An 18268-nucleotide genomic window follows, 5' to 3' on the forward strand; every position below is an offset into this window, starting at 1 on the left:
CCCCCATTGCCTGCACAGGCAATGGGGGCTTTTCAGTAATGCGGTGTGCTTACTTCTCGACGAATGCACGCTCGATCAGGTAATCACCCGGCTCGCGCATCCGCGGCGAAACGGTCAGGCCGAAGCTGTTCAACACTTCGCTGGTCTCGTCGAGCATGCTCGGGCTGCCGCACAGCATGGCGCGGTCGTCCTGCGGGTTGATCGGCGGCAGGCCGATGTCGCTGAACAGCTTGCCACTGCGCATCAGATCGGTCAGGCGGCCTTCGTTTTCGAACGGCTCGCGGGTCACGGTCGGGTAGTAGATCAACTTGTCACGCAGAGCCTCGCCGAAGAACTCGTTCTGCGGCAGGTGCTCGGTGATGAATTCGCGGTAAGCGACTTCATTGACGTAACGCACGCCGTGGCACAGGATCACTTTTTCGAAACGCTCGTAGGTTTCCGGGTCCTGGATGACGCTCATGAACGGCGCCAGACCGGTACCGGTGCTGAGCAGGTACAAATGTTTGCCAGGCTTCAAGTCATCCAGCACCAGAGTGCCGGTAGGCTTTTTGCTGATGATGATCTCGTCGCCTTCCTTCAGATGCTGCAACTGGGAAGTCAGCGGGCCATCAGGCACTTTGATGCTGAAAAACTCGAGATGCTCTTCCCAGTTCGGGCTGGCAATCGAGTAAGCACGCATGAGCGGCCGACCGTTGGGCTGTTGCAGGCCGATCATCACGAACTGACCGTTCTCGAAGCGCAGGCCCGGATCGCGGGTGCACTTGAAGCTGAACAGAGTGTCGTTCCAGTGATGAACACTGAGGACACGCTCGTGGTTCATGTTGCTCATGTACGTGGGACTCCTGGAGATTTTGCCTGCGCCAATGATGTGCACAATTGCATCGCATTCTAATGGCAGCGACAATATCTGTTAAATGGATTATTAAGATAAGGGTTATCGGTTATATCGATATGAGATTTACTCTCCGTCAACTTCAAGTATTCGTCGCCGTCGCCCAGCAGGAAAGCGTATCCCGTGCTGCGGGCCTGCTCAACCTCTCGCAATCGGCGGCGAGTACCTCGATCACCGAGCTAGAGCGCCAGTGCAGCTGTCAGCTGTTCGATCGCGCCGGCAAACGGCTGAGCCTCAACGCCCTCGGCAAACAGCTGTTGCCGCAGGCGGTGGCCCTGCTCGATCAGGCCAAGGAAATCGAAGACTTGCTCAACGGCAAGTCCGGTTTCGGCTCTCTGGCGGTCGGTGCGACCCTGACCATCGGCAATTACCTGGCTACCCTGCTGATCGGCAGCTTCATGCAGCGTCATCCGGAAAGCCAGGTGAAGCTGCATGTGCAGAACACTGCCAACATCGTGCAACAAGTGGCTCACTATGAAATTGATCTGGGTCTAATCGAAGGCGACTGCAGCCATCCGGACATCGAAGTGCAGAGCTGGGTCGAAGATGAACTGGTGGTGTTCTGCGCGCCCCAGCATCCGCTGGCTCAACGCGGTATTGCCACCATGGAGGAGCTGAGTCATGAGGCGTGGATTCTCCGAGAACAAGGCTCGGGCACGCGGCTGACCTTTGACCAGGCCATGCGTCACCACCGCAGCGCGCTGAACATTCGCCTGGAACTGGAACACACCGAAGCGATCAAGCGCGCGGTGGAGTCGGGTTTGGGGATTGGCTGCATTTCGCGCCTGGCGCTACGTGATGCTTTTCGTCGCGGCAGCCTGGTGCCGGTAGAAACACCGGACCTGGACCTGGCGCGGCAGTTCTATTTCATCTGGCACAAACAGAAATATCAGACATCGGCGATGCGCGAGTTCCTCGAACTGTGCCGCGCCTTCACCGCCGGGGTTCAGCGCAGCGACGAGATCGTTCTGCCTGCCATCGCTTAAAGCAGGATCACCGCCCATACCAGCGCGATCATGCTCAATGCCACGAGTTGAGCGGCACTGCCCATGTCCTTGGCGTTCTTGGACAGTGGGTGCCGCTCCAGGGAAATGCGGTCAATGGCCGCTTCGACCGCCGAGTTGAGCAATTCGACGATCAACGCCAACAGGCAGACTGCAATCAGCAGCGCCTGCTCGACACGGCTGACATTCAGGAAGAACGACAGCGGAATCAGGATGGCATTGAGCAACACCAGTTGCCGGAAGGCCGCCTCGCCAGTGAAGGCCGCGCGCAGGCCGTCAAAGGAATAGCCGGAGGCGTTGAGGATGCGTTTTAGGCCGGTCTGGCCTTTGAAAGGTGACATAGAGTAAGCAACTGACCAAAAAGGAGTGGGAAAGCTAGATTAAGCAAAGTCAAAAAAGCGTGAATACATAACACCTTAGTGGCTCGAAATTGACTCAAGTTGTTGCAAGAGCAGCGCCGCCTGAGTCCGGGTCCGTACATTCAGCTTACGGAAAATCGCGGTGACGTGGGCCTTGATCGTCGCTTCGGACACGCTCAATTCGTAAGCAATCTGCTTGTTCAGCAAACCCTCACAGACCATGGTCAACACCCGGAACTGCTGGGGCGTCAGGCTGGCAAGGCCTTCGCTGGCCGCCTTGGCTTCGTCGGAGACGCTGACCGCCTCGAAGGCCTGTGGCGGCCAGAAAACGTCACCATCGAGCACTGCGCGCACGGCTTTTTGAATGACGCTCAGGTCGCTGGACTTGGGAATGAAACCGCTTGCGCCGAACTCACGGGACTTCACCATGATCGACGCTTCTTCCTGCGCCGACACCATCACCACCGGAATCTGCGGGTACTGACCGCGCAACAGCACCAGCCCGGAAAAACCGTAAGCCCCTGGCATGTTCAGGTCCAGCAACACCAGGTCCCAATCGGCCTTTTCGGTCAGACGGCTTTCCAGCTCGGCAATGCTCGCCACCTCCACCAGCCGGACATCCGGGCCCAGGCCCAGGGTCAATGCTTGATGCAAGGCACTACGAAAAAGAGGGTGGTCATCGGCAATCAGGATTTCGTATGTGGCCATTTTTCAAATGATCCTGTTTTTTTGTGGGACGCCCGATGCATTCAGGCCTCGCCAAAACAACTCGAGGTGCCGCCACGCAGCGGCACCAACAGGGCACGTTCAACGCCAATCACGTGACTTTCACGTAAGAAATACGGCGTATCAAACCGTGGCCGCGCCCTAATCGGCGCCAAGCATGCCCAGCGAAGCCGGGGTGGTCAAGTTGCATGGCGCGGCCAACGGGTCTCGTTCCTTGCAGTATGGGCGACGTTCAGCCGACAACGGGCGCCGCGTGCTGTACGAAGGGCATCAGCTCGGCGTGGGCCGGTGTTTCAACATTCATATCCAGCTGATGTTTAGCGTCCAGGTAATGCTGGCTGAACACATCAAAATAGGCGTCCAGTGCCGATGCAGCGTCTGTATCGCCAGCAAGATCCAGGCACAGCGCGGCCACTTCGGCCGTGCACAGGTGCTCGCTGCGCGTGGACCTGCGCAATCGGTAGCGTGAAAGCTTCTCGGGGAGCAGGCTCAGAATCGGCAACCCATCAAAATAAGGGCTTTTTCGGAAAATCTTCCGGGCTTCGGTCCAGGTGGCGTCCAGCAGAATGAACAGCGGGCGCTTGGTGCTATCGACTGCGACACTGTGGGTAACTCGCTCGGGTTCGACGTATTCGCCCGGAAACACCAGGTACGGCTGCCATTGCGGATCGGCCAACAGCGCCAGCAGTTGCGCATCAATCTCGGTGCGCGACCAGATGAATGCATGATTGTCGCGCACCACATCGGCGATCAGCCAACCGGTATTGCTCGGCTTGAACACTTCTTTATTGGTCATGATCAGGCACACGCCGCTGCGGGTTTCGACCTGCGGGCGCCAGGCGCACAGACAATGGCTCTCGATCACGCGGCAGGCACGGCAACGGGTTGCCCGCCAGCCACGGGCCTGAATCGGCTTGATGCCCGCCTCTTCGCGCTCATCGCGCAAGCGGGCGACGGCGTTCTTCGAAAAATGCACAAGGGTCTGACTCATCGCTGGCGACGCCGACAGGTAAGGAAAATCGACACAAAAAACACTCGGCAAGGCAAAAAGTGCCGGCAGTTTACCAGAGGGTTCGGCGCAAGCCTGTACCGTCCGGGACTCCTCCCCTATAATTCGCCGCCACTGAACGCACAGTCATGTGCCTGGTCGAACCACCAGTCACTGAACCAGGAGAGTTTCATGCTGCGCCTTATCGTTCCCACCGCTGCCATTTTGCTGGCGTCGTCCTTTAGCGCTCAGGCTGCATCCTTGAGTGAGCAGAATCTCAACAGAGAGCTGCGAAACGTCGCCGTACAAAGCAGCGTTGGCACTCCACGGGCGATCAACGAAGACATTCTTGATCAGGGCTACACCGCTGAAGGAAAAGTGCTGATCAACCACTTGAGCGTACAAAGCAGCCACGCCGAAAAAATGCGCGCCGATCCCAAAGCGGTGTACTTCCAGCTTGGCGCTTCCGTATGCAGAAACCCAGGGTTCCGCAAGCTGATGGCCAAGGGCGCGATCATGCGTTACGACTTCACCGAGGTGAAAACCAACCGTCCGGTCGGCTCCGCAAGCTTCCAGGACTCGGATTGCCCGAAAGAGACTCCCGCGAAGAAGAAATAATTACTTGGCATTCGCGCGCCGCTGTTCATCCTCGGCGCGCAGCTCTGCCAACAGCGCCTGCAAGTAACGCGAGCGTCGCTCCCCACCCTCCAGACGTCGGCAACACTCTTCTTCGAAACTCAAATGATGGGTCTCGGCCGATGCTTTCAGCAATCGATACAGTTGCGCATCGATCTCCAGAGTCACTCTGGGCATGGTTTCCCGCCTCCCTGCATGCATTGATCGCCATTGATCATGCGATAAATCCCTGAATTGCTTGAATGTTGCGTCCTGCCGTTGACGCAAAATTGTCGTGTCACGCCTGTAACTTAGTAAATCAGAGCGCAGGACATGCGGCTTGCGTTCAGACGAGCGGTGAAAGCACCTTGCAAATCGTCAATAAGCGGTTGCCAGGAAAGACTTTGCGGCGCAATGATCAAGCCAGCGCAAATCGTTGCGAGGGTCTAAATTCAAAGTGTTCATGTTGTTTTTTTGAGGGCAGAAAAGGGGCTGCCCATTACGGTGTCTTATTGTGCGAACGTTTCTTTCATTCAAGGGATAAGCAGAGCCCGTATGGATGGCTCGATCGCAATCGAGTCAGGTAGAGCGCCCAGGCATGGGCTTGGGCAGACGGCGACACAAGGGGTGTCGCGGCGCCGACGATTGTTTTGTCGGGCCGAGGGTTCTGTGCAGAAGGAGAAGTTGAATGCCTTACCAACCGAATGACCTACTGAGCCGTCATTTTCAAGAAAGCGGCCACGACCTCACCAGCAAGGTCGAAGAACAACTCAACCTGGTTTCACCCAACAGCCCCAACATCCCGATTTACCGCGACATGATCCTGACCGTGCTGCGCATGGCTCAGGAAGATCACAACCGCTGGAATGCCAAGATCACCCTGCAAACCCTGCGTGAACTCGAACACTCTTTCCGTGTGCTGGAGCAGTTCAAGGGACGGCGCAAAGTTACCGTTTTCGGCTCGGCACGCACGCCGATAGAACACCCGCTATATGGTCTGGCCCGAGAACTGGGCGCCGCCCTGGCGCGCTCGGACCTGATGGTCATCACCGGTGCCGGCGGCGGCATCATGGCGGCGGCCCATGAAGGTGCCGGCCTGGAGCACAGCCTGGGATTCAATATCACCCTGCCCTTCGAGCAGCATGCCAATCCCACCGTCAACGGCACCACCAACCTGCTGTCCTTCCACTTCTTCTTTACCCGCAAGCTGTTCTTCGTCAAGGAGGCTGATGCGCTGGTCCTGTGCCCAGGCGGTTTCGGTACGCTGGACGAAGCACTGGAGGTGCTGACCCTGATCCAGACCGGTAAAAGCCCATTGGTGCCCGTGGTGCTTCTGGATGTGCCGGGAGGCAGGTTCTGGCAAGGCGCGCTGGATTTCATTCACCATCAACTGGAGGAAAATCGCTACATCCTGCCGACCGACATGAAGCTGCTGAGCCTGGTCTACAGCGTCGAAGAGGCCGTGGAGCAGATCAACCAGTTCTACAGTAACTTCCACTCCAGCCGCTGGCTCAAGCATCAATTCGTGATTCGAATGAATCACAAACTCAAGGATCGGGCACTCGAACACATGCAAGAAGCATTTGCCGACTTATGCCTGAGCGATCATTTCCATCAGCACGCCTACATCGGCGAAGAGCATGACGAAGCACAGTTCAGCCATCTGACGCGACTGTCCTTCACCTTCAACGCTCGTGATCATGGCCGTCTGCGGGAATTGGTGGATTACATCAACCTTCCAGAAAACTGGGCCCAATCCAACCCCCAGCCGCAACAACGCACGCGGGAACCGTCCAAGGTAACGTGAAGCAAAAAAACGGCCCGCTATCGAAATAGCGAGCCGTTCCAGTTAATCGTCCATCCCTCGGCCGCTGAACAAGCGGCTGATCATTTCCATGGAGTATCCCCGATAACTCAGGAACCTGCCCTGTTTGGCACGTTCCCGGGCGTCTATCGGTAAATGCCCGGAAAATTTGCGCCGCCAGGTGTCTTCCAGTTGCTCCTGCCAATCGATACCACTCTCGCGCAAGGCAAGCTCGATGTCGATACGTTGCAGGCCACGCTGGCTCAGCTCTTCGCGAATGCGCAAAGGGCCATAACCGGAACGGGCACGGTAGGAAACAAAGCTTTCGAGGTAACGGGATTCGGACAACAAGCCCTCTTCCGTCAAGCGGTCGAGTGCTGTGTCGATCATTTCAGGGGGGGCGCCGCGCTGACGCAGTTTACGCGTCAGCTCGACTCGACCGTGCTCGCGTCGCGCGAGCAGGTCCATTGCGGTTCGCCGCACCGCGACGAGTGTATCTAGTACGGCGGTCATCGGATCGATCAGATATCAGCGTCAGCCAAGTCGTCTTCGGTCTCTCTGACGGCCGAAGCCTTGACGTCCGGTGCTGGGGTCAGCAGCTTGTCGCGCAGCTGCTTCTCAAGGGTCGCGGCGATTTCCGGGTTATCTGCCAGGAACTTGGCCGAGTTGGCCTTGCCCTGACCGATCTTGGTGCCGTTGTAGGCGTACCAGGCACCGGACTTCTCGACGAAACCGTGCAGCACACCCAGGTCGATCATCTCACCGTTGAGGTAGATGCCCTTGCCGTAAAGAATCTGGAACTCGGCCTGACGGAACGGCGAAGCCACCTTGTTCTTCACGACTTTGACGCGGGTTTCACTACCGACGACTTCATCACCTTCTTTCACCGCGCCAGTACGACGGATGTCCAGACGAACCGATGCGTAGAACTTCAGCGCGTTACCACCGGTGGTGGTTTCCGGGCTGCCGAACATCACGCCGATTTTCATGCGGATCTGGTTGATGAAGATCACCAGGCAGTTGGCGTTCTTGATGTTACCGGTGATTTTACGCAGCGCCTGGGACATCAGACGGGCTTGCAGGCCCACGTGCATGTCGCCCATTTCGCCTTCGATTTCAGCCTTTGGCACCAGAGCGGCCACGGAGTCGACGATGATCACGTCAACGGCGTTGGAACGCACCAGCATATCGGTGATTTCCAGGGCCTGCTCGCCGGTGTCCGGCTGGGAAACCAGCAGGTCGTCGACGTTGACGCCCAGTTTGCCGGCGTACTCAGGGTCGAGGGCGTGTTCGGCGTCGACGAATGCGCAGGTCGCACCGGCTTTTTGAGCCTGGGCGATCACCGACAGTGTCAGGGTGGTTTTACCGGAGGATTCAGGACCGTAGATCTCAACGATACGGCCTTTTGGCAGACCGCCAATGCCGAGCGCGATGTCCAGACCCAGAGAGCCAGTGGAAATGGCCGGGATCGCCTGACGGTCCTGATCGCCCATACGCATTACGGCACCCTTGCCGAATTGACGTTCGATCTGACCCAGGGCCGCAGCCAAGGCTTTCTTCTTGTTGTCGTCCATTAAAGTCCTCACGTAATCAATAAGGCCTGACGGCCAACACCTGTATAAGTAGCCAGTATTATTCCACAGCGTTTCAGGATCGCCTACCCCTGATTTGAGATTTCTCCAGCGGCATGCCGCAGCAGCCCCTCTAGCGCGGCCTTCACCGTTTGTCGGCGGACCTCATCACGGTTACCGACAAAGTGCTGGACCTCGCTGAACACCTGCTCACCGACGCCCCAGGCCAGCCACACCGTGCCCACGGGCTTGTTCGGCGAACCGCCATCCGGCCCCGCCACACCGCTGACCGCCACGGCAAACCGCGCCCGGCTTTTTTCCTGTGCACCTCGGACCATGGCCTCGACCACCTCGCGACTGACCGCCCCGACGGTTGAAAACAACTCGGCCGGGACATTCAATTGCTGGGTTTTCTGACGGTTTGAGTAGGTGACATAACCGGCCTCGAACCACGCCGAGCTCCCCGGAATGCGGGTGATCGCCTCGGCAATCCCGCCCCCGGTGCAGGATTCGGCAGTGGTGACGTGGGCATTGAGAACCTGCAAGCGCCTGCCAAGTTCAGCGGCCAGCTGAGTAATATCTTTCACGGCTCTCTCCTGATCGAGCGGAATGAGCACTACCGTACACGAGCAGATCACGCTTGCAAGGTTCAGGATCGATCAAAATGTTAGCGAGCGAGGGCTCTGACGTAGGCCTGACAGGCCTGCAAGGCAATCAGTCCGCGATCACCGGCGTCGGTGATGGCGATAATTCGTTGAGCATGCGCCGGGTCAAGTCGGGCTCGCGCGGCGCCATGATCCACGCCGCCGGTGCCGGAGGCGGCTGGCACTGCACAGGTTGAGGCAGCGTCATGGGCATCGAGGAGGACTGACAGGCGCACATCAGCAGTGGCAAGACGATCGCGCAGGCGACCTTGATCACGTTCGGCATCGCTAAGCGCTCGATAATGGGTTTGTTCACTGGCCGACAATCGCTGCTCCAGGGCCAGACGCCTGTTTTGTTCGGCCTGTTGCTCGGTGGCGGTCGCCAGAGTCAGTTGATTCAGGGTCTCGGCCTGCAGCCTGGCCTGTTCCGCCAGTTGCCGGCCGTAGCGCCAATCCTGAAACTGCCAGGCCAGCGCCGCCGAACAACCGGCCAGCACCAGCAGACCGATCAATCGCCAACTGATCAGACCGAGGACTGGCATAGCACCGCCCTCGCCCGCGCCCAGATTTCCAGGCGATCCTGTAAACCGTTCAGCCCGCCGTTGATACGACGAGTGATGCTATTGAACTGGTCGCGATCGGCCAATTCATTCAGGCCATTCTGCTCCCAGAACCAGGCGGCTGACTCGGCCGCCCATTGCGGTTGCTCCAGCAATTCAGGCAACGCCAACAAACGTTCATCGCCAAACAGACCGAAACTGCATTGGCGGTAGTTGTTACGCCCGGTGATCTGGATCAGGCCTCGGCCACGGTATTCTTGACCATCGCCGTCGGGTTCCGGAGTGTTGCCCAAACGGGCGGCCAGGGTGCCGGTGTCGTATTTGCTCAGGTATTGCGTGCTGCCCAGTTCGCGTACGTACTGCAACTGTCCCGACTCATGGCCGACTTGCGCGAGAAAGGCGGCGATGCGCTTCGGGGTGTTGATGTTGCGGTGGGACATGGCGGTGTTGAGGGCGGAAATGAAAACGCCCGCTTGGGAGCGGGCGTCGGGCATGATGCTTTGTAGTTGCTGTTGTGTAACGGTCATATAGCTCCCCAAAAGGGTCGTCCCGTGCTGGCACCGACAAGTGCGTGGCTCATCTCAAAGATATCCACTCAGCCAAAGTGGCGCAGTGGGTCGATGTTCAGTGAAAGGAAAAAACGAATCTTGCGGCCAATCCCGAAGTGCACGGCGATAAGCCTGCAACTCGGCGTATTGTTCGGTGGTCAACGTCGTGCCGCCGCCGTCCTCCAGTTCGTCCCTGTCACGAGCGACCATGCTATCGGTGACCGATAACTGGCTATCACGCCAAAGGCGCTCGATTTTGGCCGCTTCGTCAGGCGCGAGCGGCGGCGGATCGACCAAGACTGGAAATCCGTTATCGGTATTTACCGCAATCATTTTCGGGGTGACTGCCAGTTGCTGGAGCAGCGATACCCAGTACGCCTGTGGAATCTCGATGACATCGTCGGGGATGTCCGAAGTGTTGATACCCGGCACATAGACGCCCCGGGTATTGGCGCTAAACAAAACATTGAACGCGTTCATTCAATAGCCCTTCGCAAAATAATTCACACTCCATCCCGCCTGCGACTGACCGGAAAAATTCCGGACTTTCAGGCGACAGCCCTGTTTGGTCCCGGTACCCCCAACCAGGATGACCATCGCACCGTCGCCCCCCACATGGGTGGCCACGAGCGAAGAAAAAGACGTCGGGAACGAGATCGGGAAAGTGACATAGACATCGCCATTGGCATCCGTGGTGCCAACGCCCCATTGTTCAATGTTGCCACTGGGATACTTCTGGTAACCGACGTTGCCGTAGACGCCGGAGAAGGACGAAGCGTACTTATCGCTGACCGAGCCCCCATACAGGCGCCACTCGCTACTCAGCTTGATGAAGTGCGCGGAATCACCGAGGCCAAGCTTGACCGGCCCGAATGTGCCGTTACAGGTCTCGATGACTTCGGCGCCAGCCGGGTTGATGGTCAGCACACCGTTTCCGGCGTTGATGACATGGATCGTGCTGGCATGGGCAAGCCCATTGATGGATGGCAACGTCGCCGTGATCGGCGTGGCACTGGCAAAACTCGCCACCCCACCCACGCTGGCTGCGGTCAACGTTGCGCTCGCGGGAAAGGCGTTGAAACCTGAAAACTGTAGACCGCTGCGGGTCACGAATTCAGTGGTGGCGACCGACTGATCACTGTCGAACTGTGGCGCGGTCACAAACAGCTTGTTACTGCGCAACGCCGTTAAGAGTTGATCGTTACTCGCCTCTGATGGATTGATGCCGGCAGCCTCGATGACTTTCAACAACTCCAGAGTGACACCATTGCCCCAGCTGGCAGGGATCAAAGAGCCCGGAGTCCCCGTGATCAGGTTTTCATCGACAAACTTGCCGTCCACCAGTCCGGCGCTGGGGACGCTATTGGGATAGTCCACGGTATATCCTTCCGTTGGTATTTTGCAGGCAGCCGCGTGCTGGCAACACAAGGCAGCACTTCCAGTTATTAGTAAGTTTGGGGGCTTATACGACTACGATGCTGACAGGCGAAGCCGGCCATTCAATGATCCGTGGAAAATCCGGTTGCTGTTCAATGTTCATCAACTTGAGCGTATAGCGTTTCCATTCTTGCAGAGTAGCCAGTTGAACATTAGTAGCCTCACCCAGTTCATAGGCGTATTGCAGCGGTGCAACGCGAATAACCACCTCACGTAGACGATTGTCTCGCTCGACGCCGGCTTGAGCGGTTTTGCCTGCTCGTTCGGCAGCCAAGTCCAGCGCCCAGTCATCATTCAGCCAAACATAGTATTCGCCGGGGCGAGGCTTGATAGTCAGATAGTCAGGCAACGGACCCAATTCGTACCAATATTGAGGACCGCCTGTGTCTTTGCGATACACCAGGCGGTTGCGTAAATCGATAAATTGCAAAGCGACACCGTTACGCCAAACCCATACGTAACCCGCTTCGGCGGCCGGCAATGCTTCCGGCAACTCTATGGCATTGCCTGGCAAGACAACGCCCATACCGGGGATCTCCGGCAACTCCACCGGACCGACAATTTCCTGCGTTGTTTCATTTACATAATAATAAAACATAAATACCTCTATTGAAAAACTTTGAACATCCATTAACAAACTCAGACCAAAATTGATTTCAGATGAGTTTTATTCTGCCAGGGTAGGCGATATTTCGCGGGCGTGTTTCAACACCACCGGTAACTTCGGTAAAACCAAGACTGCTCGAACCTTGATTGAATAGAGCATCGGGAGCGACTGACCCGGCACCTGAGGGAACACCCAACATGTCGCTTTTTAGTTCATGTCTGTGTGACTTCAATGTATCAACTTGCCAACTACCAGCCATTCGACCTGGGTCAACACTGCGACCCTCGTCAACAACTCTGATGAATTCTCCGCGCCCTTCCGGGCCGCGGAATGTCAGTATTCCATCACCGCTGGTCCAGCCTCCTTCAGATCCGACCCTAGCCGCCTCCGTCGTTATGAATCCGGATTGCTGCGCGTGATCCCATAACCAAGGCCAATCCGTACGAGCGAAGACAGTGCTGCTCAAAGGTCCGTAGCCACCCGGATTCAACAGGGACGTTGTCTCAAAGACCGGACGACCAAGCGGCGTGCTATCGAAGCGTCCTATAGGCCACCAGCTTCCAGCGCCGTCACTGCGCAGGTGCCACCAGTCTCCAGCGCCCATCAGCACCAGAAATTGATATCCCCCTTGAGACAAGTGCGTGTGAAACTTGATTTTGTCCGTTCCGCTGGCCTGTACAACAAGGCGCGCGCTGGTGTTATCGACCCGTCGGACAATGACATCACGGATACCAAGTGCCGCGTTGGCCGTAGGCAAACTGACTGTCGTAGCTCCGACTGCAGCGTTGACCAGTACGAGCCCAAGATCGTCGCCGGTCAATGCCTTGGAAGCCGATAAATTGATGATCGATGAACGCATAGGGCTTGCCATCGCCATCAGTACCTGCAGAGCCTTGAGCAACTGCCCGTTGTTCCCTTCCATCGGCGCCAAACCTGCACCGGTGATAACGCCAAGTACCTCCTCGGTAACGGCATTTCCCCAGACCGCCGGGATCAATGAACCGGGTGTTCCGGCCACCGGATTTTCATCCACAAACCGCCCGTCTACCAAGCCAACGCTGGGGACACTTTTTGGATAATCCATATCGTTCCTCTGACATAACAAATGGTCCGTGTCGACGCGGTTTAGTGGTGCAATCGCGTCCACAATTTTTTTTTGCAAGAAAAACCCACGAGTACGAGGGCCTGAACAGGGGAATTGAATGGTTCTCGCCTAGTCAGCCGGGTCGCTGATGAATTCGCGAATAGCCACCAACGCTTCATCGCCCACGCTGCGGGCCTGATCCATCTTGCCCTTGGCCGCGTGCGCGCGGATTTGCGTTTTGGCCTTGAGGCGCAGTGTGCGCAGGGTCAGCAATTGGTCGCTGAGCTCTGCGGCTTTACTCAAGATCTGCTCGGCGGCCTGCTTGGCCGTCCGGCCTTTAACAACCCAAGCAGACACAGCCAGCGGCACGTCCTTTTTCGGGTAGCCGGCGTCCTGAAAGGCTTGGGCGTCAGCGGCCGCCTGGGCATATTCCATGGCTTTGAGTGGATCACCGGCCAGAGCGGTGCGAGCACTGTCTGCGGCGGCATCGACTTTGGCGCACAGGCGTTCGGCTTCCTGCTGTTCCAGCTGAGCAACTTTCGCGGCGTCCAGCAGCCATTTTTCACCGTCCCAGTCATGGGCGGCAGAAGGTTGTGCGGGACGCAGACCGTCCTCGAACTGATGAAGCTCTTGAATAACGTTCATCGAATCAACTCCCAAGACACAAGTACGTTAACCGCCGCCGCAAAGTTGATCGCAATACCGTTTGCATAGTCAGCTTGAGAAAAGGCCTTGAGACCCATACCAAAAAGCAACTCATCACTGCTCGCATTACTGGCGCCGTACGTATGCTCGGCTTGATAAACCTGCCAAAGCGAGCGCAGCTCCGAGTGATCGAAACTTGCGGTCAGTGAAGAAACCGTCGTGTCGTTAACGACGTTGCTGGTAAAGATGCCAACAGAAGCCCCTGCCGTTCCCCAGCCATCCCAGTTATTGGAATAGTTGACGGTTGGATTCAGATAGCAATAGTTGCCGCCTAGCCATCCGCCCGGCGCAAAGGACACACTGGTAATAGCTGTGGGATGGGGAGTCGGGTTACCCACCACCAGACGTGCTGCACGCGCATGAGGGTCCAGCGGCAGATAAACCACGCCGCTACCATTCACCGTCTGAGTCCATGACAACCGGTTGCGGTTATACATCTGTCGTATTGTTGGCGTCGTACCAGGGGCTCCGGTCGCGATCCAGGCGATGCAAATATCCAGCGGCGTAGACTGAAAGCCTCCACCAGCCCCACCATTGACAGTACCTTTCAATCCTTCGGGAGCAGCGTCATAGATTGTTCCTCGCTGCGTATAGAACGTCAGCACTCCCCCTATCACTTGCGCTCTCAGGAAGTAACCCGCGTTAGCCAACAAATCCAGGCTGCTCCAGGCTGTGGTCACAAATGTACGAGAACGCCCCAACTGCCCGGCCACGACTTCCTGACCGAGACTGATGTACACACCAGCCGGAATCGAAACCTTGCCACCGCCGGTCGAAACCGCAGCCGGCGTTACCGGCAAGCGGGCATCAGATGTCGCCACCGTCGGCAATGGCAAGGCCGTTAGGGGCAGAGCCAGATCCTGATTCCAGCCCTTGGCGGTGACCGTTTGAATTGCTTGCAGCAACTGGTCGCTTTTCGCCTCATCCGGGGTCAATTCCCCTGCCTTGATGACGTTCACAATCTCCTGCGTCACCCCATTCCCCCATTCCGCCGGAATCAACGACCCCGGCGTCCCGGTCAGCGGGTTCTCATCCACAAACTTCCCATTCACCAACCCGGCGCTGGGCACACTCTTCGGATAGTCCATCCCTCTACTCCCTAGTCATAATTGATGTGCACCTTGGTATGTGCCGGTGCGCTGCGGTGGATCAAACACTCCAGTGCCGAGCCCGGATTCACGCCGAAACGCTCGCCCCAGTAACTCGCCCCAAAACGTCGTCCCAACAGCAATCGCCCACCGGTATTCAGCGTCCACATGAACTGCGCTTCCCAAGTGCCCCAGTGGGCCGCACCGAAACGCGAGCGGCCCATGCGCGGGGCTTCGAGTTCGGTGATGGTGGCGCTCGGGTAACCCTGGCTTTTCGCGATCTCGAGGTAGTAACCGACGGCTTGACTGCCGACCGCGAGCAGTCGCCGGCGCACGGCCAGGCGGCGGTCATCGAACAGTGGCGTGGCGCCCAGGCATGGGTCGGGAAGGTTCATTACCCGCTCCCAATCGGGCACCAGTTCGCTGACCCCAGCCGGGTCCATTTCGTTGAGCAGGTCGGCGGCGCGGGCGTCGAGGCGGGCCAGCTCCTGTGCCACGCCTTCGAGCACTTCTTCGAGTTCAGGAACTTGTTCAGGGTCCCAGGCCGGCCCACTGGGCAGCAGGCTGCGCAGTTGGGCGTGGTATTGCGCGGCGGTTCTTATGCCCCCCATACGCAACCTCCAAACGTCAGCAATTCGTTTTTGTTGGCAGGGACATCGGCGACGGGCGAGGTGAGTGAGTGGTCGTATTCACCACTGGCGCTGCTGATGGCTTCACGGATGTGACTGATCAACAATTTCTGGCCGAGGTCGGCTTCACGGTTATGCAGGTCACGTAATTGCGCCTCGACTGCCGCACGGACTGCCGTGGTGTCGGGACTCACGCTGAGGTGATAGACGACCGGTACCTGAACCGGCCGCTGTACATGCACCTCGGCGGTGACCGGGCGCAGAGGCTCGATGTAGGCCTGGACTTCGGCCAGTTGTTCGTCATTCGGCACCGGCTGCGGATCGTCGTCACGCATGATGAACAGGCTGACCGTGCCCGGCCCCAACAAACCGCCACGGCACCAGGCGCGGGTCACACCAGGGCATTCCAGGGCCCAGGTTTCATAGTCCTGGGCCGAACCGCCGTGGGGGATGATGCGGTAGGAGCGAATCACCCGCGAGCGCAGTGACTCCAGGCTTTCCCGCGCCACACCACCGTTGAGCCCCGGCGCCAGTACGGTAAAGCTATTGCCGACGATCCCCGCAATCGGCTGCACCGGTATCAACGTCAAGCCGGCCTCGGCATTGCCCAGGCTACCGGCTTCGAGCGCGGCGATGGTGGTGCTGTTGAGGCCGTTGTTGGTGGTGCGCGCGGCGGTCACTTTGTAGGTGCGACCGTCGCTTGATTGCAGCAGGGTGTCGACATCCAGCACGGCACCGGCGCTGGCGGTAAAGCTGACGCTGCCGCTGGCCGCTTGTGCGGATTTGCGCGGCTGGTTCAAACGCAGTGCGGCGATCCGTTCCAGGGTCGACTCATCCGCCTTGTCCGGGAGGATCTGCTCGGCGATCCAGTCCAGGTAGCCATACAGGCCGTAGGCGGCGCCACCGAGGGTGCGGGCCAGCACTTGCGCATCGGACTGGCGCAGCGAATCGCTGGCCAGGTCGCTTTGGGTGCGCTTGATCAGCACCGGCAGCGAAGGGGTTTCAAACGGCATAGATCACCTGCCAACTGTTATCGGGGTTGATGTCCAGGCGTTCGCCGTCGGCCAGGGTCAGGACCGTGCGCAGGTTCAGGCGCTGGGCGTCGAGGCGTTCGCTGATGATGTCGATGGCGCTGCAATGGCCGTCGTCGATCAGCCATTGCAGGGCTTCGCGGGCGTAGAACTCGGCGTCCATCTGGGTCTGGCGGGTCAGCTTGACCCGGCGCAGCAGCCACAGCCGCGAACCGATGCGGTCGTCGGCCACCGTAGGAAAGCTGTCGCCCCACCAACCGAAACGCTCTTCGTCGTCGAGGGCATCGTCATCGGCAGCACGGCGCCAGGTGAACAGGCTGATCAACACTGCGCGAGTCAGTGCGGCGTGGAGGTTCTGGCTGATCAACATCACTGCCCTCCCGCCGGTGCGCCGCTCTGGCCGTTGCCCGCTTGCACGCCGACGTGCACGTGTTTGATCTGGCTGATGCCGCCGGCAACTTGATCGCCGGTGGAAACGATTTTTCCGCTCTGGTTGATCACGGGTGTGTCGAAGTTGACTGCACTGCTGGCGCGGATATTCAGGGTGGCGGTTTCGATGTCGATGATCCGCCCGCGCTTGAAGTGGATCTTGTCGCCTTCGTCGGTGTAGATCGCCACTTCTCCCGCGGCCAGGGACTGGAGGCGATAGCGACGGTCGGCGACCACCAGCACGATGGCGTGGGAGCGATCACCGCCCAGAAACGTGGCGATACCTTCGGCGCCGGCCAGCGGGTTACTGGTGAAACCGTAGGGTTCGAAGTGCTCCATGTCGTCGTTCACTTCGCCGGCGGTGAGGCGCATTTGCAGCGATTGAAGCTTGGTGGCCGAGTTGGCGAGCACGACAGTGCCGCGCGCCAGGAGTCGTGTCAGTAGGCTCATGTTGAATTCCTTGGAGGAGCGAGGCCGAAGGCTGCGATCTTTTAAGGGGCTATCAGGTTTTCTTCGGGGGCTCGGGGTTGGCGTCGAAGGTATGCGGCGGTGCAACTTGCAGGGTGGTGACCGAGCCTTGCGCCGACAGCGAGTAGGTCACCTTGGAAATCAGCATGTCGTCATCGAACCCCAGTACCGGATCCTTGACCCGCACCAACGTGTTATGACGCCACAGATCGCCGTTCGATTGCCGCCAACCCTGCACCTGATAGGTGGTGGTTTTGGCCTTGCCGACGCGGGTAGCGCTTTCCCAGTTGGCCCGTTGCAAGGCGAGATCGGGATTGATCTGCATGCCTTCATTGATCACCGTGACCCGCCGACGCTTGTAGCTCAGGTCGGCGGACACCGATTCAACTTCGCTGACTGCCGCCCCGCTCTTCTTGTCCGTGCCCTTTTGCTGACCGATGACCCGGTATTCGGAAAACACCTGGCTGTAATCCATCGGCGCGTTGGCCGACAGAATATTCTTGCCCAACTCCAGCGCATCGCTGGCTCGGCCACCACTGCCAGGCCGGGCCAACACCAACCGGCCCTGGGCATCATCGGTAGAAAACACCCGGAATAACGTCAGCAAGCGGTCGATGGATTGAAACACCGTTTCCCCCGGCACGATGGTGTGACTGCTGAGCCGGGCGGTCTCGGGAATTTCACTGACCACAAAGACCTTGTAGGTGATCGCCAGCGCTTCGACGATGCTCAACAGCGATTGCTCATGCCATTGATTCGGGCGGTTGGTCGCGGCGCAATCCACCAGGTCCTGAGTACAAGAACTGCCTTCGATGTTCAGGCTGATCTGTCGCCCGTCATAGCTGATCGGGGCCTTGAACACATACCCGGTCAGTACCAGATCCTGGCCGATGCGCACTTCACAGGCGTCTCCGGGCTGGATCCGCTTGTCCACGGTCTGCCCCGGCCATTGCCAGGTGATGTTGAGTTTAAAGGTGCGGAACTGACGCTCCAGATCCGCCGTGATTTCCACGCTTTTCCAGCCACCGTATTCCAGGCCGCCGACCGTCAACGTGACGCGGTTATCCATCTCGTTCATG

24 protein-coding genes are annotated in these 18268 nt (G+C 58.4%); 3 read left to right on the forward strand and 21 right to left on the reverse strand.

What is annotated here, in order from left to right:
• Positions 1 to 49 precede the first annotated feature (49 nt).
• Positions 50 to 829: a ferredoxin-NADP reductase gene (fpr, locus tag AC30D7_RS20245; protein ID WP_002554680.1), complete on the reverse strand. Its 780-nt coding sequence runs from the start codon at positions 827 to 829 to the stop codon at positions 50 to 52.
• 122 nt (positions 830 to 951) lie between these two features.
• Here fpr and AC30D7_RS20250 point away from each other — a divergent pair, with 122 nt between their 5' ends.
• Entirely contained in the window at positions 952 to 1878 is a 927-nt protein-coding gene (locus AC30D7_RS20250) for a LysR family transcriptional regulator (protein ID WP_018926952.1), read from the forward strand.
• On the opposite strand, the gene AC30D7_RS20255 is transcribed toward AC30D7_RS20250, so the two are convergent.
• The 3 genes from AC30D7_RS20255 to AC30D7_RS20265 form a co-directional block, all read right to left on the reverse strand.
• Positions 1875 to 2237, reverse strand: coding sequence for a diacylglycerol kinase (locus tag AC30D7_RS20255; protein WP_018926953.1), 363 nt, complete (start codon positions 2235 to 2237; stop codon positions 1875 to 1877). The two genes, AC30D7_RS20250 and AC30D7_RS20255, sit on opposite strands and share 4 nt — an antisense overlap.
• A gap of 75 nt (positions 2238 to 2312) precedes the next feature.
• The gene (erdR, locus tag AC30D7_RS20260; protein ID WP_018926954.1) at positions 2313 to 2963 is read right to left on the reverse strand and encodes a response regulator transcription factor ErdR; all 651 of its coding nucleotides are present in this window, start codon (positions 2961 to 2963) and stop codon (positions 2313 to 2315) included.
• Between the two features lie 250 nt (positions 2964 to 3213).
• Positions 3214 to 3972, reverse strand: a complete 759-nt coding sequence (locus AC30D7_RS20265; protein WP_490135238.1) for a tRNA-uridine aminocarboxypropyltransferase — start codon at positions 3970 to 3972, stop codon at positions 3214 to 3216.
• Between the two features lie 189 nt (positions 3973 to 4161).
• On the opposite strand from AC30D7_RS20265, the gene AC30D7_RS20270 reads away from it, so the two are divergent.
• Positions 4162 to 4587, forward strand: a complete 426-nt coding sequence (locus AC30D7_RS20270; protein ID WP_018926956.1) for a PA3611 family quorum-sensing-regulated virulence factor — start codon at positions 4162 to 4164, stop codon at positions 4585 to 4587.
• Here AC30D7_RS20270 and AC30D7_RS20275 read toward each other — a convergent pair whose 3' ends face one another.
• Positions 4588 to 4782: a hypothetical protein gene (locus AC30D7_RS20275; protein ID WP_490135239.1), complete on the reverse strand. Its 195-nt coding sequence runs from the start codon at positions 4780 to 4782 to the stop codon at positions 4588 to 4590.
• Positions 4783 to 5272: 490 nt separating this feature from the next.
• Between AC30D7_RS20275 and AC30D7_RS20280 the strand changes: the two genes are divergently transcribed.
• Positions 5273 to 6391, forward strand: coding sequence for an LOG family protein (locus AC30D7_RS20280; protein ID WP_490135240.1), 1119 nt, complete (start codon positions 5273 to 5275; stop codon positions 6389 to 6391).
• A 42-nt stretch (positions 6392 to 6433) separates the two neighbouring features.
• Here AC30D7_RS20280 and recX read toward each other — a convergent pair whose 3' ends face one another.
• From recX to AC30D7_RS20360, 16 genes are all read right to left on the reverse strand, one after another.
• Positions 6434 to 6901 carry a recombination regulator RecX gene (gene recX / locus AC30D7_RS20285; protein ID WP_490135241.1) on the reverse strand — a complete coding sequence of 156 codons (468 nt, stop codon included), beginning with the start codon at positions 6899 to 6901 and terminating at the stop codon, positions 6434 to 6436.
• A gap of 8 nt (positions 6902 to 6909) precedes the next feature.
• Entirely contained in the window at positions 6910 to 7962 is a 1053-nt protein-coding gene (recA, locus tag AC30D7_RS20290) for a recombinase RecA (RefSeq protein WP_007940559.1), read from the reverse strand.
• An 83-nt stretch (positions 7963 to 8045) separates the two neighbouring features.
• On the reverse strand, positions 8046 to 8546 hold the full coding sequence (locus AC30D7_RS20295; RefSeq protein WP_490135242.1) for a CinA family protein: 501 nt from the start codon (positions 8544 to 8546) through the stop codon (positions 8046 to 8048).
• A gap of 80 nt (positions 8547 to 8626) precedes the next feature.
• Positions 8627 to 9145, reverse strand: a complete 519-nt coding sequence (locus AC30D7_RS20300; RefSeq protein WP_490135243.1) for a lysis system spanin subunit — start codon at positions 9143 to 9145, stop codon at positions 8627 to 8629.
• On the reverse strand, positions 9127 to 9690 hold the full coding sequence (locus AC30D7_RS20305; protein WP_490135244.1) for a glycoside hydrolase family 19 protein: 564 nt from the start codon (positions 9688 to 9690) through the stop codon (positions 9127 to 9129). Before AC30D7_RS20305 ends, AC30D7_RS20300 begins: the two co-directional genes overlap by 19 nt.
• A 54-nt stretch (positions 9691 to 9744) precedes the next feature.
• Positions 9745 to 10191: a phage tail assembly chaperone gene (locus AC30D7_RS20310; protein ID WP_490135245.1), complete on the reverse strand. Its 447-nt coding sequence runs from the start codon at positions 10189 to 10191 to the stop codon at positions 9745 to 9747.
• On the reverse strand, positions 10192 to 11088 hold the full coding sequence (locus AC30D7_RS20315) for a gp53-like domain-containing protein (protein ID WP_490135246.1): 897 nt from the start codon (positions 11086 to 11088) through the stop codon (positions 10192 to 10194).
• A gap of 85 nt (positions 11089 to 11173) precedes the next feature.
• Positions 11174 to 11779 carry a tail fiber assembly protein gene (locus tag AC30D7_RS20320; RefSeq protein WP_490135247.1) on the reverse strand — a complete coding sequence of 202 codons (606 nt, stop codon included), beginning with the start codon at positions 11777 to 11779 and terminating at the stop codon, positions 11174 to 11176.
• A 25-nt stretch (positions 11780 to 11804) separates the two neighbouring features.
• A complete protein-coding gene (locus AC30D7_RS20325) occupies positions 11805 to 12839 on the reverse strand; it encodes a phage tail protein (protein ID WP_490135248.1) in 1035 nt (344 codons plus the stop codon).
• Between the two features lie 129 nt (positions 12840 to 12968).
• Positions 12969 to 13484, reverse strand: coding sequence for a phage tail protein (locus AC30D7_RS20330; RefSeq protein WP_490135249.1), 516 nt, complete (start codon positions 13482 to 13484; stop codon positions 12969 to 12971).
• Positions 13481 to 14632, reverse strand: a complete 1152-nt coding sequence (locus AC30D7_RS20335; RefSeq protein WP_490135250.1) for a phage tail protein — start codon at positions 14630 to 14632, stop codon at positions 13481 to 13483. Before AC30D7_RS20335 ends, AC30D7_RS20330 begins: the two co-directional genes overlap by 4 nt.
• Before the next feature lie 11 nt (positions 14633 to 14643).
• Entirely contained in the window at positions 14644 to 15243 is a 600-nt protein-coding gene (locus AC30D7_RS20340; protein ID WP_490135251.1) for a YmfQ family protein, read from the reverse strand.
• Positions 15231 to 16274, reverse strand: coding sequence for a baseplate J/gp47 family protein (locus tag AC30D7_RS20345; protein ID WP_490135252.1), 1044 nt, complete (start codon positions 16272 to 16274; stop codon positions 15231 to 15233). Before AC30D7_RS20345 ends, AC30D7_RS20340 begins: the two co-directional genes overlap by 13 nt.
• A complete protein-coding gene (locus AC30D7_RS20350; protein WP_003222234.1) occupies positions 16264 to 16662 on the reverse strand; it encodes a phage GP46 family protein in 399 nt (132 codons plus the stop codon). Before AC30D7_RS20350 ends, AC30D7_RS20345 begins: the two co-directional genes overlap by 11 nt.
• Positions 16662 to 17171 (reverse strand): phage baseplate assembly protein V, encoded by a 510-nt coding sequence (locus AC30D7_RS20355; RefSeq protein ID WP_490135253.1) that lies wholly within the window; start codon positions 17169 to 17171, stop codon positions 16662 to 16664. Before AC30D7_RS20355 ends, AC30D7_RS20350 begins: the two co-directional genes overlap by 1 nt.
• A gap of 52 nt (positions 17172 to 17223) precedes the next feature.
• Positions 17224 to 18267 (reverse strand): phage baseplate assembly protein, encoded by a 1044-nt coding sequence (locus AC30D7_RS20360; RefSeq protein ID WP_490135254.1) that lies wholly within the window; start codon positions 18265 to 18267, stop codon positions 17224 to 17226.
• Position 18268 lies beyond the last annotated feature (1 nt).

The sequence above is a fragment of the Pseudomonas sp. DF5 genome, from assembly GCF_058148225.1.